Genomic DNA, 18,435 nt, shown 5'->3' with positions numbered 1-18,435 from the left:
TGACCAAGGTCGGTTCCGTTTAAGGTAAACGCTAACAGAAATTATACCAAGCTGTATAGAAAGTGTTCGACGAGAGGAAAGGGTTAAGCCGTAAAGATGTAAAAAAAGCCGTAGTCTGTTAGTTGGCATAAGCTTCTCCCTGTCACTCCTCCCTGAGCGACGCAGTGTGCCAACTAACAGACTACGGCGGAACAATGAGACTCGATATCTCGTGCGTAAAAAGGATGCAAAAGGGGAATGGACCAAGCCCACTTTGCAGACTCGATACTAAAGAAAGCCCCCTAGGGGGCCTATCAGACAAATCCCAAGGGGGCTTGGATTTATTCCCAACGAAGGGAGACTTTTTGGTGTCACGCCTTATCGGCGGGCTGTTCGCTTACGGCCCCGCACCCGGCTGCGCCACATCCAAAAACCGGACAGCGCCATCAAGCAGGGCAAGAAACCCAACAGACACCAAAGAATTCGGGTTGTCAGGCCACCAAAAGTGCCGTAGTGCAATGGTCTGAAACTATCGACAAACTGGTATAGCGTCCCGGCAGTACGGACATCAAAACTGCTGCTGAGCTTGCCGGTCTGATCGTCGAAACTGATGATGGAACCAAAACGGCTGCGCAGTGGCCCCTTGTTATTTTGATGACCAAAGAAGTGCACTCCCGGATAACTGGGGTCGGGTAAGCGTACATAGGTAGCGACAAACCCGGGCAACGCTTCTTGGGTGGCGGCCAGCATGGCATCAAAATCCAACTCTGCATTGTAGTAGCGCTTGGTCAGCACAAACTGGCTGTCGTCGTGGCCTCCGAACTCTTCATCAATGAAGTGATCTATGTTCCACCAGGCTCCGGTAAACCCCAGAATAAGGAAAACCGGCACACCGAGAATTCCCAACATTTTGTGGCCATCACTGAGCAGCAGGCGTAAGCCGCGGCCAAACCTCAGGGTAAACAGAGTGCGCCAAAAATGGCGATGCAGAACTATGCCGCTGAGCCCAAGCAGGATCAGCAGCACCGACACCAGTGCCGACAAGAGTAATCCCGCATGATCCAGCAGCAAGGTATAGTGCAGTTCAAGCAGCCAGTCGGTCAGCATATGTGTCATGGACATGGGCGGGCTGAGCAGTTCCCCCGTAGCGGGATCCAACCACAGCTTTTGCCACTCATAGCTGCCCATCTTGGCGACATAGAGACTATCGGCTTCCCCGTTGGTGGCAAACTCCCAACCGAGTATTTCATGCTCAGGCAGAGCCTGATCCGCATGCTTCAGCAGTTGTCCGAAGCCCAGCCGGGAATCGGCGCTGGCCAGCACCTGTTCAGGGCTAAGCCAGGCATCCAATTCGGCCTTGAACACCAATAGGCTGCCACTGAGCGCTATGATAAACAGCGGCACAGCGACAATCAGCCCCAGCAGCCCATGCCATTTCCACAGGAATCTACGCATAACAGCAGGACTTCCTTACCAGTGAACACTCAGACTGAGCTTGAACTGACGCCCCTCGCCAGGCATAACCCGCAATAAGCTGTCAGAGCCGGAATAGTAATCTTCATCCAGCAGATTGGTGACGATGAACTTGAGATCATAATCATCCCAGCTGTAGCCCAGATTGAGATCCACCAGAGTGTAAGCCGGCAGGAAGAAATCATCACCACTGTTCAATACCGACTGGGCGTTGCCCTGCTGCTTACCGTAGTGATTCACCCCGGCCGCCATACTCATGCCGGAAAGCATACCCTCATCTATGTTGTATTTGAGCCAGCCGCCCAAGGCATAACGGGGCACATTGGCAACCCAGTTGTCGTATTCGGCGTCCACCGCATGGGTATAAGCCGCATGACCGATAAACTGCAGTGAGTCGCTGACCAACCACTGCATGTCCAGTTCAGCCCCTTTACTGTTGAGTTCTCCGGAAGCTAGATAGGTAAAATTACCACCTACGTCCACATTGGCGATGGCGATATTCTTCTTGGTCAGATCATAGAGTGACAAAGTAGCATTGAGATCGCCATCGAGCGCCTTGGCCTTGAGGCCAACTTCCCACTGACTGCCCTCTTCCGGATCCAGCACTTTGCCATTGGCATCGACATAGGACTGAGGCGTGAAGGCTTCCGAGTAGCTGGCGAAGGCAACCCAATCGTCGTTGAAGGCGTAACTCAGCCCAGCTCGTGGACTGAGCTTATTCTCATATTCATCCACAGATGCTTGCTTGTATCTGTCGACCCTGGCCCCCAGCGTCATGCTCCAGTGGTCACCCCAGTCTATTTGATCCTGGAAATAGAGGCCGAAGATACGGTTTTCCACTTCTGATTCAGGGCCAAAGTTATTGAGTTCCTGATCCGGGAATACGCTGTAATCCGGATTATAGAGATTGATCACCGGGTACTGGCTGCCGAGGGCGCTGCGGGTCTTGAGATCCGACAGGAAAATATCCAACCCTGTAGTAAAGGTATGCTCTGTATCCCCGAGATAGAAACTGCCATTAAAGCCACTGTCTATCGCCCATGTCTGCCACTGGGTTTGATAGCTGAACTTGTACAGTGTCATGTCACCGCTGGTTGCATCATAGCTGCTGGGATAATAGAGGTTATTCCAGTCGCTGGAGGCATCCTGATACCTGAGGTTCTGACGAAAACTGATGTTATCCGTCAGTTGATAGCGAAACTCATAGCCTATTCGGTAGGTTTCATCCTCTATGGTGCCGGGATCCTTGATATTACCGTAGAAGAGTTCTGAAGGCAGTTGCCCAAGCTCGGATGGCAACACTGTCCCCTGGGCAGGTAGTGGCATTCCGGGTTGATTGCTGTCCTTGGTGTAGCTGGTCAGCAGGGTCAACATGGCTTTGTCACTCAGCTCGAAAGTGACGGATGGTGCAATAAAGACTCTATCCTGGCCATCGACATAATCCGTCTCATTGGCACCTTCCCGATAAGTCAGCCCCAAACGGCCATAGATATTGCCCTCTTCATTCAGCACTTGGTTGAGATCGGCATTCACTTCCCGATAGTCGTTGCTGCCAAGGCGTAAATCCAGATTGCCAAAGTCGCTACCGGTTGGCCTCTTGGTGACCAGGTTCACCATTCCGGCGATGGCTCCCGAACCATAGAGGGTGGATGACGGGCCCTTCATCACTTCCAGGGTTTCCAGGTTGGATTGCTCGACGTTGGCCCCCAAGCCGTTATCATTCAGCCTGAGACCATCCAGATAGATCTCTTTCGAAGCATCGAAACCGCGGATCCGGAAATAGTCATATCCCTTGTAATAACCACCAGGTTGCACCCCGGCAACGTTCTTAAGCGAATCCTGCAGTAACACGGCGCCCTGCTCGTCGAGGAAATTCTTCGACAATATCTGAATATTCTGCGGTGCCTTGAGCAGATTGAAATCACCCTTGGTAGTGGATGGGGAGGTGGCCTTTGTGGTCACGATAATCCTTTCGATACTGGTATCGGCGGCTTCCTCTGCACTCACTGCACTTGCCGACATCAGTGCCACAGTCAGCCCCGAGAGTATCGGTAAGCTGGATCTGGACATGGATTGAGATTTCCTTGGTTGAATGAATCAGCGCACGATACTAACACCAATGATAACGATTTGCGTTAACTTTAATTAGACAAACGTCAGTTAAGTGTAAAGTCGCCAAAAGGCTCACAAAGATACAAAAAGTAACAAAGGTAATCACAAGAAGGATGGGCGATTTTGGAGCGGGTGATGGGAATCGAACCCACGTATGCAGCTTGGGAAGCTGCCGTTCTACCATTGAACTACACCCGCACGAAATACTCGGCGTGGACGGTATAAATTACTGACTTTTATAGTCTTGTCAAGGTGGGGCCCTCTCATTCCCTTGAAAAAGAGAGCCGCTTCTCGCTTCAGGAATACTTGGGTAACATGCCGGCCATGGCCAACAGATGGCAGGCGGCCGTCAGCACCCCAAACAGCACTACTATGGCTATCAAAGGCGTACCACCCGGTACGCGAAAACCCGGGTTATCGGCAAACTGTTGCCTCGAGCGCCAAGCCATCAAGGCCGGCACTATTACAGCCCAAACCGTGGCCGCCAAGGCAGCGAAGCCGATGGCAACCAGGAAGCCATCTGGAAACAGCATACCTAGCAGAGTCGGAGGCAGAAAAGTCACCAAGGCGGTCTTGACCCTGCCGCTGCGACTGTCGTCAAAACCAAACAGATCTGCCAGATAGTCAAACAAGCCCAAGGTTACCCCAAGGAATGAAGACGCCACGGCCAGATTGGCAAACAGGGTGAGCATGGTGTTGAGCAGCGAGTTATCCATCACCTTGGACAAGGCGCCGACCAATACCCCCATATTGCCGCCCTGGGCAATAATGGCGCCGAATTCACCGCGGGAAATATTACCCATGGTTGCCACCAGCCAACACAGGTAGATAGCCAAGGCGATAAAGGTACCGACAAAAATCGCCTTGATTATGGTGCCCGGCTGTTTGCCGTAGTATTTCACCAGAGACGGCACATTGCCGTGGTAACCAAAACTGGCCAGACCGAAAGGAATGGCTGCCCACAGATATGAGCCATAGCTGCTCTCGCCATCAGGTAGCAGCAGCTTACTGGTATCAACGCCGATCAACAGATTGCCTATCGCCAGAAAGAAGCTGATGATCATCCCTCCCAGCATTATGGTAGTGATCCGATCCACGGCCTTGGTGCTGATAAGCACCACCAGCGCCAGCACCAGGGCAAACACCAAGGCGGCAAAACTCTGCGGCAGGCTGATATCCATACCTTCCAGGCTATGATTGACTATGGAGCCGCCGCCACTGATATAGGCGTAAGTGAGAATATAGAGCACGAAGGTTATCGAAGCGCCGTTAAGCACCCGCCAAAACTGCCCCAGGGTCTCCTTGGTGAGGGTGTCAAAGCTGGCGCCAGGCTCAAAATGCAGGTTGGTTTCCAGCAGCAGCAGCCCGGACATGAACATGCAGAACCACACCCCCAGCAGCATAAGCACAGAGTAGCCAAACCACATGCCGGCGCCTTCTACCGGCAGGGAAAACATCCCGGCACCGACTGTGGTCCCGGCGATGATCATGGCGCCGCCCAGCAAAGACGCCTTGGCAGGCGCCGCATTCATATGATTGGCCATCAGGCCTCCTGTTCGGCGGCGACGCTGTCGACTATGGTTTGCTTGACCTGTGGACGCAGCAGCTGGTTGGCATAATCCCGGGTTCGCTCTATATCATGGCGGGTATCTTCCTTGGTGAGATACCCCAGCTCTTTGAGCTTGATACTCAAGATGCCGTAGAGTTTCTTGTCGTAAAACTCGGGGGCTGTAATCCCATGCAGCGCGCCCAGACGACTGGCCAATTTATGGCTTTCGCGCTCCAAATCGCCACGCTCAATACCTGGGTGAGCGGCCAGCAAGTTAAGGATGATGGCGTAGCGCTGCAGGGTTTCGCTCATGGTTTCAGCCAGCAGCGCCAGCGGATTTATGCCAGCTTCCAGCACCCGGAAACCATCGGCTTCTTCGGCGACCAAACCTTTGGCAATGAAACGATCCAGCAGCTGATCGGCATAAGCACTGACATCGGCCTTACCCATAAACAGCTCGGCCTGCAGCAGAGGGTAGAAATCCTCAAGCACCGCCTGCATCTGAGCTCGGCTGCACTGCTCCAGGCGCACCAGGCAGCTGGCCAGCAAAGAAGGCACCATAAACAGGTGAATGATGTTGTTGCGATAGTAAGTCATGGTTACCGCGATCGACTCGTCGATTGAGATGATATCGCCCAGTTCATCTTCCTGAACCGTGAACTTATTCAGCTCCAGACCTTGTTGCAGCAACTGCTTACCGTCGCCCTCAGCGACAGAAGTATACTGGGTATATGGCACTTCCTTGAGCAGATCCAGATACAAGTCCAACTGACGTTCCAACTGGCTTCGCTCCAGCGCATTCTGCTCTGATGACAAGAGTACCAGGCTGGTAAGAGTCACGGCGCTGGCTGCTGCGGCATCGTTGATATGAGTCATCACCCTATTGGCCAGAGTATTAACCGCCGGGGTCAGCCAGCTGGGTTTCTGCTCGGGATCGGCCGCCACTTCTTCGCGCCAGTTGGGCGCCGCTTCACTGAGGAAATTCTGCAGCGTCACAGGCTCACCAAAGTTCACATAACCCTGACCGAAATTGCCCAGCTTACGCAAGGCGCCAACCACCTGCCAAACAGATTCTTTCTGCTTCTTCTTGCCGCTGAGTTCTTTGTGGTAAGTGGCCACTTCCATGACATGGTCGTAGCCCAGGTACACGGGCACCAGAGTCACCGGCCGTTCAATGCCCCGCAGCACAGAGTTAACTGTCATCGCCAGCATCCCTGTCTTGGGTGACAACAGCCGTCCGGTACGGGAGCGGCCACCTTCGGTGAAGTATTCAACCGAATAGCCTTTGGCAAACAGCTGATCCAGATACTCGCGGAACACAGCGGTATAGAGCTTGTTACCGTTGAAGCTGCGGCGGATGAAGAAAGCACCACCACGGCGGAACATGGGCCCGGCGGGCCAGAAGTTCAAGTTGATACCGGCGGCTATGTGGGGCGGAACCATACCCTGAAAATAGAGAATATAGGAGAGCAGCAGGTAATCCATATGACTGCGGTGGCAAGGCACATAAACTATCTCATGGCCATCGTGGTGCAGCTGGCGTATCTGCTCGGCGCCCTTGATGTTGATCCCCTTGTAGAGCTTGTTCCACAACCAGGTGAGGATCCGCTCGGCAATACGCACCAGGCTGTCTGAATAGTGGGCGGCAATCTCATCGAGATATTCTTCCGCCATCTCCCGGGCTCTGGCCTCGGGGATCTTCTTGGCAGCGGCCTCTTCTTTAATCGCCTTTTTCAGCGTTTCCGAGCGCAGCAACTCATTGAACAGAGCCTGACGGTTGGGCAGCACGGGTCCTGTCATCACCTTGCGTTGCCGGCGGAAATGTACCCTGGCCACCCGTGACAACTTATGGGCAATAGCCTTGTCGGTCCCATGTTCATCGGCCATCAGCCGCAACGACACGGCATTGGAAAACTGCACAAAGTTGTCGCGCCCCAGAAACAGGATCATCAGAAACTTGCGCAGCCAAGTGGGATTTTCCCGCTCAAATACGGCGGCACGCATGCTGTCATCTTCCTTACCCGGAGTGCGGCCCCAATAGAGGCTCACTGGCACCAATTGAATATCCAGTTGTGGATTGGCCTGATGCAGGTTCAGCAGAGAAGTGAAACAGCTGAGAAATGGCTTGTTGCTCTTGCGCTTGCCGAATAGGGGCTTGGCTCCTTCCAGGCAGACGACTCGGGGAACGGTAATATCATCAACCTTGAGTGCCTCATAAGGACAAGGCAAACCAAACTTACGGGTGACTTCCGCCAATGCCGCAATATCACTGACAGATTCCGTCTTCATTACATAGGCCATCGGCTTGGCCGGATCCAGGTTCAAATCGGCGAAAGGATCCTGAGGCACCACAGTGGTATGCACCAGCTTGCTTTGGAGCCAGCGAAGAGATTTAAACCAGAATGAATCTTGTTTGGACATGTTTTTTTCAGTGTCTGAGCCACAATCAATAGCCCAATAGAATACCAGAATTTCCTGAACCTTAGCTAGGGAAGGTGCGAACCGGCCCCGGCAGTTCCTCTGGCCAATGCCTTGAACTCCCCATGCTGCATGGGCCAAGCCGTTAAAACCAAAGCACCGAATGGCTTACTTAGCCACTCCCTAAAAGTTTCAGTTTTGGTTAATACTTGCACTGATAAAAATACTGTATATACTGACAGGTACTGTATGAAAAAACAGGAATCACCATGAGACCACTGACACCGCGCCAGGCACAGATTCTGGAACTGATTAAACGCAATATAGCCGACACCGGCATGCCGCCAACCCGGGCCGAAATTGCCACCCGGCTGGGCTTCAAGAGCGCCAATGCCGCCGAGGAACACCTCAAGGCATTGGCCAAGAAAGGCTGTATTGAGATCATGCCAGGCACCTCTCGTGGTATTCGCCTGCCTCATGATGAACAAGCGGAGTCAGAAACAGGCTTGCCCCTGATTGGTCAGGTTGCCGCCGGTGAACCCATACTGGCACAGGAACACGTTGAGCAGTATTACCAGGTCGACCCTGGCATGTTCCACCCCAATGCCGACTTTCTGCTACGGGTACGCGGCGACAGCATGAAGAACATAGGTATTCTCGAAGGTGATCTCCTGGCGGTTCACAAGGTACAGGAAGCCCGTAACGGTCAAGTCGTGGTGGCCAGGGTTGAAGACGATGTAACTGTGAAACGCTTTGAAAAGAAAGGTAATGTGGTTTATCTACATGCCGAGAACGAGGCTTACTCCCCAATCAAAGTCGACCTGACTTTCCAGCCATTGACCATTGAAGGACTGGCGGTAGGGATAATACGCAATGGAGACTGGCTATGAGCATAATGACAGGCAACGCCCCAAGACACCCAGGCCTGTGGACAGACACCAGTATTGCCGGCAATCAACCTTGGCAACATACCGGCATCTCCAGCTTGGCCAGCCATAGCCAGGGACGTCAGGAATTATTGCGCCTCTGCCCTCAATTGGCGCAATTGAGTCAACAGGGACGCTGGATAGTCTTGATTAACGCCCCGGCCAGCATAGGTTACAAAGAAACCTTAGCAAGGGCCGGTGTCAGAATGGATAGAGTACTCTTGGTGCGCACCAAGGATGAAGTAGAAGCCTTGTGGGCAACGGAAAGAGCCCTGACCAACGGCACCTCCAGTGCAGTGATCAGTTGGATAGACAGCCTGGATGCCCGTGATAACCGCCGATTGCAGCTGGTCGCCCGTAACGCCAGAGCCATGGGCATAGTGTTGGAAACGGGACAGCAGGCGAAAGAGGTGGATAACCACCTCAACGAACTTACCCACTCCATCCATTGATTGTGTTTAAAGGCCATCCCTGGGATGGCCTTTTTTCTGTGCCTTTTTGGTGCAATGCCTTCCCCTGTCAATCGGCGGCAAACCGCGCAGCTCTGCTACTCACACAGAATTCACCTCTGGATTAACAGACGCTTTTTTTTCATATAGTTAGAAAACATCGTGATCTTGATCAATATTTAATCTACAAGTAATGTAAGAACAACGATTGTGTTATCTCCATGCAATTCGTCGTAGGTTGACCGCCCCATTTCGATTCATAGCGAGTGGTGCCGTCGCCGGAAATGCTGAGTATATTCAGCGGTAAGTGCAACAGTGGTCACCACCTGTATACCTAGAGCTAAGTGAAACCGCCGCCGCACTTTGAAGTCATCGTTGCTTTTTTGGGAACTGAAGAGTTTGCATAGAGCAAAGACTTACTGTGTGACTCTTCTTTGTAGTTGCGAATGCAATTGACAGAGGAGATGTCTTGTGAAGCAATGGCTGTGTGTTTTGCTGACCTTGTTGTGCGTCAGCTTGTTGTCTCCAGGCGCTCAGGCAGATATGCCCTTGAATATGACTCAAGGGGTAACTGAGATCAGTGGCAAGGTGTATCACCTGCACATGATCATTCTTTATATCTGTTGCGCCATAGGTTTGGTCGTATTCGGCGTGATGATCTACGCCATGCTCAACCATAGGAAGTCCAAAGGGGCAGTCGCGTCCCAATTCCATGAAAGTACCAAGGTAGAAATTGCCTGGACGCTTATCCCCTTTTTAATCCTGATCCTGATGGCAATCCCCGCAACCAAAACGCTGATTGCCATGGAAGATCCCAGTGATGCCGACCTGACGGTCAAGATCACCGGCTCGCAATGGAAATGGCACTACAGCTATTTCGGCGAAGACATCGACTTCTTCAGCATATTGGCAACGCCGAGATCCCAGATAGAAGGCCAGGAAGCCAAGGGCGAGCACTACTTACTTGAAGTCGACAAGCCTTTGGTATTGCCCATCAATCGCAAAGTCCGATTCCTGATGACCTCAGATGATGTGATCCACTCCTGGTGGGTGCCCGCCTTTGCCGTCAAAAAAGACGCCAATCCCGGTTTTATTAACGAAGCCTGGACCCGGGTGGACAAACCGGGGATCTACCGCGGCCAATGTGCCGAGCTTTGCGGTAAAGACCACGGCTTTATGCCGATTGTGGTGAAGGTACTGGCAGAAGATGAGTTTGACGCCTGGATGGCGGAACAGAAACAAGCCGCGGCTACGGCCGCCGAAGAAGCTCAGGCGGCCCTCAGTGAGACCATGAGCCATGATGAGGCCATGGCGCTTGGCGAACAGATCTATATGGCGCGTTGCGCCGCCTGTCATCAGCCCAACGGCGCCGGACTTCAAGGGGTGTTCCCGGCGCTCAAGGGCAGTGCTATTGCCATAGGCCCAATCGCTGCCCATCTGGACATAGTGATCCATGGCAAGACAGGCACCGCCATGCAGGCCTTCGGCAAACAGATAACCGCCAAGGAACTGGCTGCTGTGGTGACCTATGAGCGTAATGCCTGGGGCAATAATACAGGCGACACTGTGCAAGCCGCCGACGTCAATAACCACGGGCAGTAGGGGGAGAAGATGAACTCATTCAGTCAAGATGCCGAAGCCGGCGTTCAGGAAATCGCTGAACAGGAACACCAGCATCATCACGCCCCCAAGGGGATCATGCGCTGGTTGCTGACCACCAACCATAAAGACATAGGCACACTCTATCTCTGGTTCAGCTTCATCATGTTCCTGATAGGGGGCGCCATGGCCATGGTGATCCGTGCTGAATTATTCCAGCCCGGATTGCAACTGGTCGAGCCCAACTTCTTTAACCAAATGACCACAGTTCATGGCCTTATCATGGTTTTTGGCGCCGTGATGCCGGCCTTTACCGGTCTGGCCAACTGGTTGATCCCCATGATGATAGGTGCGCCGGATATGGCGCTGCCGAGGATGAACAACTGGAGCTTCTGGATTTTGCCCTTCGCCTTCTTAATCCTGCTTAGCTCATTGTTTATGGAAGGTGGCGGCCCCAATTTTGGCTGGACCTTCTATGCCCCATTGTCGACCACTTATAGTGCCGACAGCACAGCCTTGTTTGTTTTTTCAATACATATCATGGGGATAAGCTCAATCATGGGAGCGATCAACGTGATAGTCACCATAGTGAATCTGCGCGCACCTGGCATGAACTGGATGAAGCTGCCCCTGTTCGTCTGGACCTGGCTTATCACCGCATTCCTTCTGATAGCCGTTATGCCGGTATTGGCTGGTGCCGTGACCATGGTACTCACAGACAAATTCTTCGGCACCAGCTTCTTCGATGCCGCCGGCGGCGGAGATCCTGTGATGTTCCAGCATATTTTCTGGTTCTTCGGCCACCCCGAGGTGTACATAATGATCTTGCCGTCATTCGGCATCATCTCGGCCATCATTCCGGCATTCAGTCGCAAACCTTTGTTTGGCTACGCCTCAATGGTCTACGCCACCGCCAGCATCGCAATCCTCTCCTTCCTGGTGTGGGCACACCACATGTTCACCACAGGTATGCCTGTCTTTGCCGAACTCTTCTTTATGTACTGCACCATGCTGATTGCTGTGCCAACCGGGGTCAAGGTATTCAACTGGGTTGCCACCATGTGGCGGGGATCCATCAGCTTTGAAGCCCCTATGATGTTCGCCTGTGCCTTTATTATTCTCTTCACCATAGGCGGCTTCTCCGGCCTGATGTTGGCAATCACCCCAGCCGACTTCCAATACCATGACACTTACTTTGTGGTTGCCCATTTCCATTATGTGCTGGTCACCGGCGCCATCTTCTCCATCATGGCCGCCGCCTATTACTGGCTACCCAAGTGGACCGGGCATATGTACAGCGAGACCTTGGCCAAGTGGCATTTCTGGTGCTCGGTCATTTCGGTCAATGTGTTGTTCTTCCCGATGCATTTCCTCGGGCTGGCCGGTATGCCCAGACGCATCCCCGACTACTCGGTGCAGTTTGCCGATGTCAATCAGATTGTCTCCATTGGCGGTTTTGCCTTTGGCCTGTCACAGCTGATATTTCTGGTACTGGTGATCAAGTGTATTCGTGGTGGCGCCCAGGCTCCGGCCAAACCTTGGGAAGGAGCCCAGGGGCTTGAGTGGACACTCCCAAGTCCGGCGCCTTATCACACCTTCAGCACTCCGCCGGAGATTAAGTGATATGACAGACTCCCGCCCCGACAACCGTAAACTGGTACGCCTGCTGCTGCTTGGCGCCGTAGCCATGTTCGGCTTCGGCTTTGCCCTGGTGCCGCTCTATGACGTGCTTTGTCAGCAGTTGGGGATCAATGGCAAGACCAACACCAGCGCCGCCACTTATAGTGCCCAAGTGGATAACAGCCGCTTGGTCACTGTGGAGTTTATCTCTCAGGTGGCCAAGGGAATGCCGTGGGAGTTCAAGCCGGAAGTGACCCGTATCAAGGTGCATCCCGGCCAGTTGACCCATACCCGCTTTCTGGCCCGCAACCTGTCACACCAATACAAGATAGGTCAGGCAATCCCTTCCGTTTCACCGGGACAAGGCGCCGCCTACTTCAATAAAACCGAGTGCTTCTGTTTCAATCAGCAGCCGCTGGCTGCCGATGCCAGTGCCGAGCTGCCGCTGGTGTTTTACGTGGATCCGGACCTGCCGGACTCCATCAGCACTCTGACCCTCTCTTACACCCTCTATGACATCACGGATAGACAGATATCCGATGCCCTGGAGCAAGGAGCAGCGAAATGACCAGTAAACATGAACACTATTATGTTCCGGCTCAAAGCGCCTGGCCGATTGTCGGCGCATTGGGGCTTTTCCTTATCGCCTATGGTGCCGGTACTTATGTATCCCAGCTCAAGTCTGACGGTGGCCATGGCAGTTATGTACTGCTGGCAGGGATTGCCGTCATTCTGTTCATGCTGATTGGCTGGTTCAGAAACGTGATCCATGAATCCATGAGTGGTCTCTATTCGCCACAGATGGACAGGTCATTTCGTCAGGGAATGAGTTGGTTCATCTTCTCTGAGGTGATGTTCTTTGCGGCCTTTTTCGGCGCCCTCTTCTATGCCCGTATGGTGGCTGTGCCTTGGTTGGGTGGCGCATCCAACAATGCTATGACCAACGAAGTGCTCTGGCCTGGATTCAGCGCAGGCTGGCCCTTACTTAAAACCCCGAACGGCACTGAAACCCAAGCCATGGGTTGGAATGGTTTACCTCTTTTCAATACCATTATTCTGCTCACCTCCTCTATTACCCTGCACTTTGCCCACCTGGGGTTAGAGAAAGGCAAACGCACCGCCTTAACCCTCTGGCTTGGACTCACCATCTTGCTGGGACTGGCCTTTCTAATCTTGCAGGGAGAGGAATATGTCCATGCCTACACTGAGCTGGGGCTGACGCTGCAGTCCGGTGTCTATGGCAACACCTTCTTCCTGCTGACAGGTTTCCACGGTATGCATGTGACTCTGGGCACACTATTCCTGTTGGTGCTGTTTTTCAGGGTTTTAAAGGGGCACTTCAGCGCTGAGCGTCACTTTGCCTTTCAGGCCGGCAGCTGGTATTGGCACTTTGTCGATGTGGTTTGGCTATGCCTGTTTGTTTTTGTGTATGTGCTTTAGTAAGGCCGGGGATTGGGGGAAATAATCCCCAGCGCCAATGCCAGCAGCAACAAAAGAACCACCAGCGCCGAAAACAACACCCGGCGGCCAAGAAAACGGCTCATGGGAACAGATGAATCGCCGCGCACCATGATCCACAGGGCGCGACCAAGGTTGAAAATGATGAACAGCAGTAGCAGTACCAATATGACTTTAAAGAAAAAACTGACTGACATTCACTCTCCCATCCCTTGGGGGCGTTACCTTGCACTGTTATTTACTTTGGGGCTGTTTCTACTCATGGTCAAGCTGGGATTCTGGCAACTGCAGCGCGCTGAAGAAAAGCAACTATTGGCTCAGGAGATTGCTGCCAAAGCAGATGCGGGGCCAAGCAGTTTTTCAGCTCTGCTGAGGCAAGACCCTGGCAGCCGGCTCACAGGGCAGAAACTGCAGCTGAGTGCCAATATATTGAGCGGTAAGCAATTGCTGCTGGACAACCAGGTGTACCAAGGACGAGTGGGCTACCTGTTGCTGCAACCTCTGCAAGTTGAGCCGGAGCAACCCTGGTTATTGCTGGAGCTGGGGTTTATCCCAGCTCCAGAAAAACGCAGTGAACTGCCAGAGATATTGCCATTACCGCCACGCCTCACCCTCGAAGGCCGATTGTGGCAAAAGGGCAGTAACCCACTGAGCCAGGAGCTCTTGGCCGAAGCCGGTTGGCCCAAGCGAATACAGAATCTCAACTGGTCACAGCTCGAACACTTGCTTGGGCACAAACTGATTCAGGCCGTGTTGCAGCCGGTTCAGCTGGAAGGTGTAGACTTGCCAAGACCCTGGCAACCATTGCCCATGCCGGCTGAAAAACACTTGGGTTATGCCCTACAGTGGTTTTCCATGGCTGCCGCCCTGTTGTTACTGCTTGTCTGGTGGCGCTGGAAACTGAATCGACACTAACCACACTAACCATAGGGCGAGCTGAATTCAGAACGCCCAATTACAGCAAGAGGAGCCAGGATGAACTCCCGAACCCAAAGACCACTCTTGATACTACTGCTGGCCTTTGCCCTGCCGGTGATACTGGCAAAACTGGTACTGAGCTTCGAGCTATATCAAGGTGGAGCCACCAACAAGGGCCAGTTGCTGCCGGTTAATCTGGGTTATCAGCAACTTGGGCTAGACAACCCGCTTCCCGGCCGTTGGCAAGTCCTATACCTGATACCGGCCAACTGCGATGAACTATGCCAGGAACGGCTCTACATATTGCAGCAGAGCCATACGGCGCTGGGCGCCGAGATGGACAGGGTCGACACCCTGATTTTCATCAACCGGGAAAGCGACACGGGTGCTCCGCTAAACAACGACTTTCATCGAGTCACTCTGGATAAACCTCTGACCGCCGAGAATCCATTACAGCAGCAGATGTTGGTGATAGTCGACCCTCTGGGCGCTTGGGTGTTGGCCTATCCGGGGGTAGTGGATCACCAGGGCCAACTCCTGCAGGGCAAGGCCTTGGTCAGCGACCTGCGCAAGCTGTTGAAACTCTCGAGGGTGGGCTGATGAAACTGAACTTGCTACTGAAGATGACCCTCATCTGCACTCTGACGGTAATCCTGTTGGGCGCCTACACCCGGCTGTCGGATGCCGGCCTTGGCTGCCCCGACTGGCCCGGTTGCTATGGCCATATCAAGGTGCCTTCTCAGGCCCATGAATTGGCTCATGTCGAACGCCACTTTCCGGGACAAGAAATAGAACCCAAGAAAGCCTGGCTGGAGATGATCCACAGATATGTGGCCGGCTCGCTGGGGATTCTGGTATTACTTATTTTGATCCAGAGTTGGCGTGGCAGCACAACCCCGAAGACGCTGCCGGGACTGATCGCCGCACTGATCGTATTTCAAGCGCTGCTGGGAATGTGGACTGTGACCATGAAACTGATGCCCGTCGTGGTCATGTCTCACCTGCTCGGGGGATTCACCCTGTTTTCGCTGTTGTTGCTGCTGTATCTCAGGCTCCGGCCGCTGCAAATCCCGGATGGCGATCCCAAAGCCCGCACCTTGGCGCCTTTGGCCATGGTGGCGCTGGCCATTGTGGTACTGCAAATTATGCTTGGCGGCTGGACCTCCTCCAACTACGCCGCCCTGGCCTGCACAGAGTTGCCTATCTGCGAAGGTGACTGGAGCAACAACCTACGTCTGGCAGATGCCTTCTCTCCTTTTCAGGGGCAGCATCCCAGCTTTGAGTTCGGCGTATTGGATTATCACACCCGGATGACCATACATATTGCCCACCGAATAGGTGCCCTGCTGACCGCGATACTAGTACTCACCCTGGCATTCATGCTCTGGCGCAGAGCCGACTCAAGCATCCTGAAACGCTCGGCTCTGGTACTCACCTTAGTGCTGGGATTACAGCTGTCATTGGGCCTGGCCAACGTCTTGCTGCATCTGCCGCTGCCGGTGGCGGTTGCCCATAACGGCGGTGCAGCCCTGCTGCTGCTGACTTTGGTATTCATCAACTATGCGCTTTGGCGTAAAGCCTGAAGAGGGACTGTTTATGGCCAAACTACTCTCCATAGCCCAGGACGCGACCCGCACAGAGATCTCCTGGCGCGATTACCTGGAAATGACCAAGCCCAAGGTGGTGGCGCTGATGCTGCTCACCGTCCTGGTGGGCATGTGCCTGGCGTTGCCCGGTGCCGTCCCCCTACAGCCCTTGCTTGCCGGGCTAATGGGAATTGCCATGATGGCTGGCTCGGCGGCCGCCTTGAATCACCTTATCGATCGACGCATTGATGGCCTGATGGCCCGCACTTATAACCGCCCCTTACCCAAGGGACGAGTGAGCGTGAGTCGGGCCTTGAGCTTTGCCGTCTTGCTTGGACTGGCGGGCTTTACCCTACTCTATTGGCTGGTGAATCCACTCACCGCCTGGTTGACCTGTGCCAGCCTGATTGGCTACGCCCTTATCTATACCGCCTATTTAAAGCGGGCAACCCCCCAAAATATCGTGATAGGTGGCCTTGCCGGTGCCATGCCGCCACTGCTGGGTTGGACGGCGGTAACCAATGACTTTCACGGCCACGCCTGGCTGTTGGTGATCATTATTTTCACCTGGACTCCACCTCATTTCTGGGCCTTGGCCATTCACCGTCAAAAAGAGTATGCCAAGGTGGATATCCCCATGCTGCCTGTGACTCACGGGGTAGAATTTACCAAGACCTGTATTCTGCTCTACACCCTTCTGCTGGCCATCGCCTGCTTATTGCCGGTTTTGGTTGGCTTGAGTGGCCCCGTCTATCTGCTGGCTTCCACCATTCTCAGTTGCCTGTTTATCTACAAGGCCTGGCAACTCAAGTTTGCCGACCGCCCCGGGCTGGCGATGGCCGTGTTCCGTTTCTCCATCTATCAGCTAATGCTGCTGTTTATTGCCCTGCTTGTGGATCATTACCTCTGGAGTTGAATCATGAAGAAACGCATCTTGGTGGCGGGTATTTTGCTCATAGGTCTTGGCGGTTTGGCCAGTGTGCAGCTGTTTCACCGACCTTCGTCTCAGCCGCCGCAGGCACTACAAACCAGCTTTCAATATGAAACCCCAAGGCCTCTGCAACCTTTTAAGTTGCAGGACCAAAACGGTCATCAATTCGATAATGACAAGCTAAAACAGAAATGGAGTTTGATTTTCGCCGGTTACACCTCCTGCCCGGACGTATGTCCCACCACCCTTGGCAAACTCAGTGCCGTCTACCCGAAACTGGCACAAGTGGCACCAATACAGGTGATACTGCTCAGTGTCGACCCTGAGCGTGACAGCCAAAGCAAACTCAAAGACTACCTGGCCTTCTTTAATCCCGAGTTCATAGGTTTGCGGGCCGAGCACCCGGCATTATTGCCCTTCAGCCGCGATCTGGGCCTGGTGTATTCACTGGTCGGCGATGGCCCTGACTACCAAGTGGATCACAGCGCCTCTTTGATCCTGATCTCGCCCGACGGCCGCCGCTACGCCACCATCAAGCCCAGTTCACAGACACCCGGACAACTGCCGCAAATCCGCAACGATGAACTGCTGGCCGACTTTCGCACTCTGGTTACTCAGTATCAAGGGCCTCACTAACCCCCTAAAGAGCCTAGTCATTCATATACCATTTTTTCTTTTGAAAAGAGGCAGAAGTGAAATTTGCCGACTATCTTTTGTGTGTTGGGAAAACAGGGAAGCACTATGTCCATCGACACACTGGCACTGGGTTCAGAAATAAGCATTCGCAATATTCAGCCACTCTACCAAAAACTATTGGAGCTCTTGCATCGGGTCGATGAATTGATCCTGGATGCCGGTGAGTTGCACAAGGTGGATACTGCCGGCGCCCAGTTGCTGTACCTGTTTGCTCTGAGTTGCGACAAGCGAGGGTTGAAACTGTCATGGCAACAGGCTCAACCCGCCTTTATCGCTCAACTGACGCGCCTGGGTATCAGGATCCCGACACTCGATTCGGATTTTGAAAAGGAAACGCTCAATGAAGACAATCCTCGCAGTTGATGATTCAGCCTCCATGCGGCAAATGGTGAGCTTTACTCTCAAGACAGCAGGTTTCGACGTGACCGAAGCCAACAATGGCGAGGAAGCGTTGAAAGTAGCCCAAGGCAGAGAGTTTGACCTGGTGATATCGGACGTCAACATGCCAATTATGGATGGTATCGAGCTGATACGTAACTTGCGCGAGCTGCCCAACTACAAGTTTGTGCCCATGTTGATGCTGACCACAGAGTCGACCACAGACAAGAAGCAACAGGGACGAGCCGCCGGAGCCACCGGTTGGATAGTCAAACCCTTCAACCCGGATCAGCTGTTGGCCACGGTTCGCAAAGTATTGGGTTAGCCTCCGGCAAGGAGCGGA

The 18,435-nt window shown here is 53.4% G+C and carries 17 protein-coding genes, 1 tRNA gene and 1 pseudogene; 13 read left to right on the top strand and 6 right to left on the bottom strand.

Annotated features, from left to right (window positions below; translation table 11 throughout):
* Positions 1-357: 357 nt before the first annotated feature.
* The 5 genes from E1N14_RS00460 to plsB form a co-directional block, all read right to left on the bottom strand.
* Positions 358-1,434, bottom strand: coding sequence for a PepSY-associated TM helix domain-containing protein (locus tag E1N14_RS00460; RefSeq protein WP_025010810.1), 1,077 nt, complete (start codon positions 1,432-1,434; stop codon positions 358-360).
* Between the two features lie 15 nt (positions 1,435-1,449).
* Positions 1,450-3,522 carry a TonB-dependent siderophore receptor gene (locus tag E1N14_RS00455; RefSeq protein WP_062793574.1) on the bottom strand — a complete coding sequence of 691 codons (2,073 nt, stop codon included), beginning with the start codon at positions 3,520-3,522 and terminating at the stop codon, positions 1,450-1,452.
* A gap of 166 nt (positions 3,523-3,688) precedes the next feature.
* Positions 3,689-3,762 (bottom strand) — tRNA-Gly (locus E1N14_RS00450).
* Between the two features lie 98 nt (positions 3,763-3,860).
* Positions 3,861-5,108, bottom strand: a complete 1,248-nt coding sequence (gene mtr, locus E1N14_RS00445) for a tryptophan permease (RefSeq protein ID WP_025010813.1) — start codon at positions 5,106-5,108, stop codon at positions 3,861-3,863.
* Entirely contained in the window at positions 5,108-7,534 is a 2,427-nt protein-coding gene (plsB, locus tag E1N14_RS00440) for a glycerol-3-phosphate 1-O-acyltransferase PlsB (RefSeq protein WP_062793573.1), read from the bottom strand. Before plsB ends, mtr begins: the two co-directional genes overlap by 1 nt.
* A gap of 266 nt (positions 7,535-7,800) precedes the next feature.
* Between plsB and lexA the strand changes: the two genes are divergently transcribed.
* The 6 genes and pseudogenes from lexA (at position 7,801) to E1N14_RS00410 (ending at position 13,565) form a co-directional block, all read left to right on the top strand.
* Positions 7,801-8,421 (top strand): transcriptional repressor LexA, encoded by a 621-nt coding sequence (lexA, locus tag E1N14_RS00435; protein WP_025010814.1) that lies wholly within the window; start codon positions 7,801-7,803, stop codon positions 8,419-8,421.
* Positions 8,418-8,909 (top strand): cell division inhibitor SulA, encoded by a 492-nt coding sequence (locus E1N14_RS00430; protein WP_025888195.1) that lies wholly within the window; start codon positions 8,418-8,420, stop codon positions 8,907-8,909. The genes lexA and E1N14_RS00430 overlap by 4 nt, the downstream gene beginning before the upstream one ends.
* A 468-nt stretch (positions 8,910-9,377) precedes the next feature.
* Positions 9,378-10,499, top strand: a pseudogene (gene coxB / locus E1N14_RS00425) (cytochrome c oxidase subunit II); the annotation flags it as partial.
* A gap of 18 nt (positions 10,500-10,517) precedes the next feature.
* Positions 10,518-12,128 carry a cytochrome c oxidase subunit I gene (gene ctaD / locus E1N14_RS00420; RefSeq protein WP_025010816.1) on the top strand — a complete coding sequence of 537 codons (1,611 nt, stop codon included), beginning with the start codon at positions 10,518-10,520 and terminating at the stop codon, positions 12,126-12,128.
* A 1-nt stretch (position 12,129) separates the two neighbouring features.
* Positions 12,130-12,693: a cytochrome c oxidase assembly protein gene (locus E1N14_RS00415; protein WP_025010817.1), complete on the top strand. Its 564-nt coding sequence runs from the start codon at positions 12,130-12,132 to the stop codon at positions 12,691-12,693.
* Positions 12,690-13,565 (top strand): cytochrome c oxidase subunit 3, encoded by an 876-nt coding sequence (locus E1N14_RS00410; protein WP_025010818.1) that lies wholly within the window; start codon positions 12,690-12,692, stop codon positions 13,563-13,565. The genes E1N14_RS00415 and E1N14_RS00410 overlap by 4 nt, the downstream gene beginning before the upstream one ends.
* Here E1N14_RS00410 and E1N14_RS00405 read toward each other — a convergent pair.
* On the bottom strand, positions 13,562-13,780 hold the full coding sequence (locus E1N14_RS00405; protein ID WP_025010819.1) for a DUF2909 family protein: 219 nt from the start codon (positions 13,778-13,780) through the stop codon (positions 13,562-13,564). The genes E1N14_RS00410 and E1N14_RS00405 overlap by 4 nt on opposite strands.
* Between E1N14_RS00405 and E1N14_RS00400 the strand changes: the two genes are divergently transcribed.
* The 7 genes from E1N14_RS00400 (at position 13,752) to E1N14_RS00370 (ending at position 18,417) form a co-directional block, all read left to right on the top strand.
* Positions 13,752-14,498, top strand: a complete 747-nt coding sequence (locus E1N14_RS00400; protein WP_025010820.1) for an SURF1 family protein — start codon at positions 13,752-13,754, stop codon at positions 14,496-14,498. The genes E1N14_RS00405 and E1N14_RS00400 overlap by 29 nt on opposite strands.
* Positions 14,499-14,558: 60 nt before the next feature.
* On the top strand, positions 14,559-15,101 hold the full coding sequence (locus E1N14_RS00395; RefSeq protein WP_025010821.1) for a hypothetical protein: 543 nt from the start codon (positions 14,559-14,561) through the stop codon (positions 15,099-15,101).
* Positions 15,101-16,084 carry a COX15/CtaA family protein gene (locus E1N14_RS00390; protein WP_025010822.1) on the top strand — a complete coding sequence of 328 codons (984 nt, stop codon included), beginning with the start codon at positions 15,101-15,103 and terminating at the stop codon, positions 16,082-16,084. Before E1N14_RS00395 ends, E1N14_RS00390 begins: the two co-directional genes overlap by 1 nt.
* Positions 16,085-16,097: 13 nt before the next feature.
* Positions 16,098-17,003, top strand: coding sequence for a heme o synthase (cyoE, locus tag E1N14_RS00385; RefSeq protein WP_028780842.1), 906 nt, complete (start codon positions 16,098-16,100; stop codon positions 17,001-17,003).
* 3 nt (positions 17,004-17,006) lie between these two features.
* Complete coding sequence (locus E1N14_RS00380; RefSeq protein ID WP_025010823.1) at positions 17,007-17,654, top strand: SCO family protein; 648 nt, start codon at positions 17,007-17,009, stop codon at positions 17,652-17,654.
* Between the two features lie 105 nt (positions 17,655-17,759).
* Positions 17,760-18,077, top strand: a complete 318-nt coding sequence (locus tag E1N14_RS00375) for an STAS domain-containing protein (protein WP_025010824.1) — start codon at positions 17,760-17,762, stop codon at positions 18,075-18,077.
* Positions 18,055-18,417 (top strand): response regulator, encoded by a 363-nt coding sequence (locus E1N14_RS00370; RefSeq protein WP_025010825.1) that lies wholly within the window; start codon positions 18,055-18,057, stop codon positions 18,415-18,417. The genes E1N14_RS00375 and E1N14_RS00370 overlap by 23 nt, the downstream gene beginning before the upstream one ends.
* Positions 18,418-18,435 lie beyond the last annotated feature (18 nt).

The sequence above is a fragment of the Shewanella algae genome (assembly GCF_009183365.2).
Classification (GTDB): domain Bacteria; phylum Pseudomonadota; class Gammaproteobacteria; order Enterobacterales; family Shewanellaceae; genus Shewanella; species Shewanella algae.
This window is presented reverse-complemented; position numbering and strand designations above follow the sequence as displayed.